This window comes from Neisseria sp. HMSC064E01 (assembly GCF_001808875.1).
In the GTDB taxonomy this organism is placed as follows: Bacteria; Pseudomonadota; Gammaproteobacteria; order Burkholderiales; family Neisseriaceae; genus Neisseria; species Neisseria sicca_A.
Genome location: NZ_KV794932.1, coordinates 1 through 605, shown reverse-complemented (window position 1 = coordinate 605; position 605 = coordinate 1). Strand labels below are relative to the sequence as shown.

Below are 605 nucleotides of genomic sequence, written 5' to 3'. Positions count from 1 at the left end.
TCACTGACCAAGTCTGGTCTGAACAACGGCGGTAACAAGATTGCCAACGTAGCCAAAGGTACGGCAGACACCGATGCAGTAAATGTCGAGCAAATCAAACCGTTGGCAACTGCGTTGAACACGACCGTTGGTGCAGACGGTTCCGTTGCGGCTCCTGACTTTACCGTCAAACAAGCGGACGGTACGGTAAGTGCACCGGTGCATACCGTTCAAGAAGCATTGGACAAAGTGGGCGACGAGTTGGGCAAAGGTCTGAAGATTGCCGCTGATGCAGGGTCGACTGAAAAAGTCAACTTAGGTGACACTGTTACTTACACCAGTACCGATGGCAACATTAAGACCAAAACCCTGCCGGGAGGCAAAGTTGATTTCGGTTTGAACGACAAAGTTACGTTGGGCAAAGCTGGCAGCACCCCGATTGTGCTGGACGGTACGAACGGTACGGTAAGCGGACTGACCAACAAAACCTTGGGCGGTGCGGACTTTGCCACCAAAGGACAAGCTGCGACTGAAGAACAGCTGAACGACACTCAAGTGAACCTGAAAAACATCTTGGGCGGAGAAGCCAAGAACGAGAACGGCAATGTATCCACTGCCAACATCGG

General features: G+C 52.1%; 1 pseudogene. It reads left to right on the top strand.

From position 1 onward, the window contains the following. A pseudogene (locus tag HMPREF2572_RS05940) lies at nucleotides 1-605 on the top strand (hypothetical protein); the annotation flags it as partial.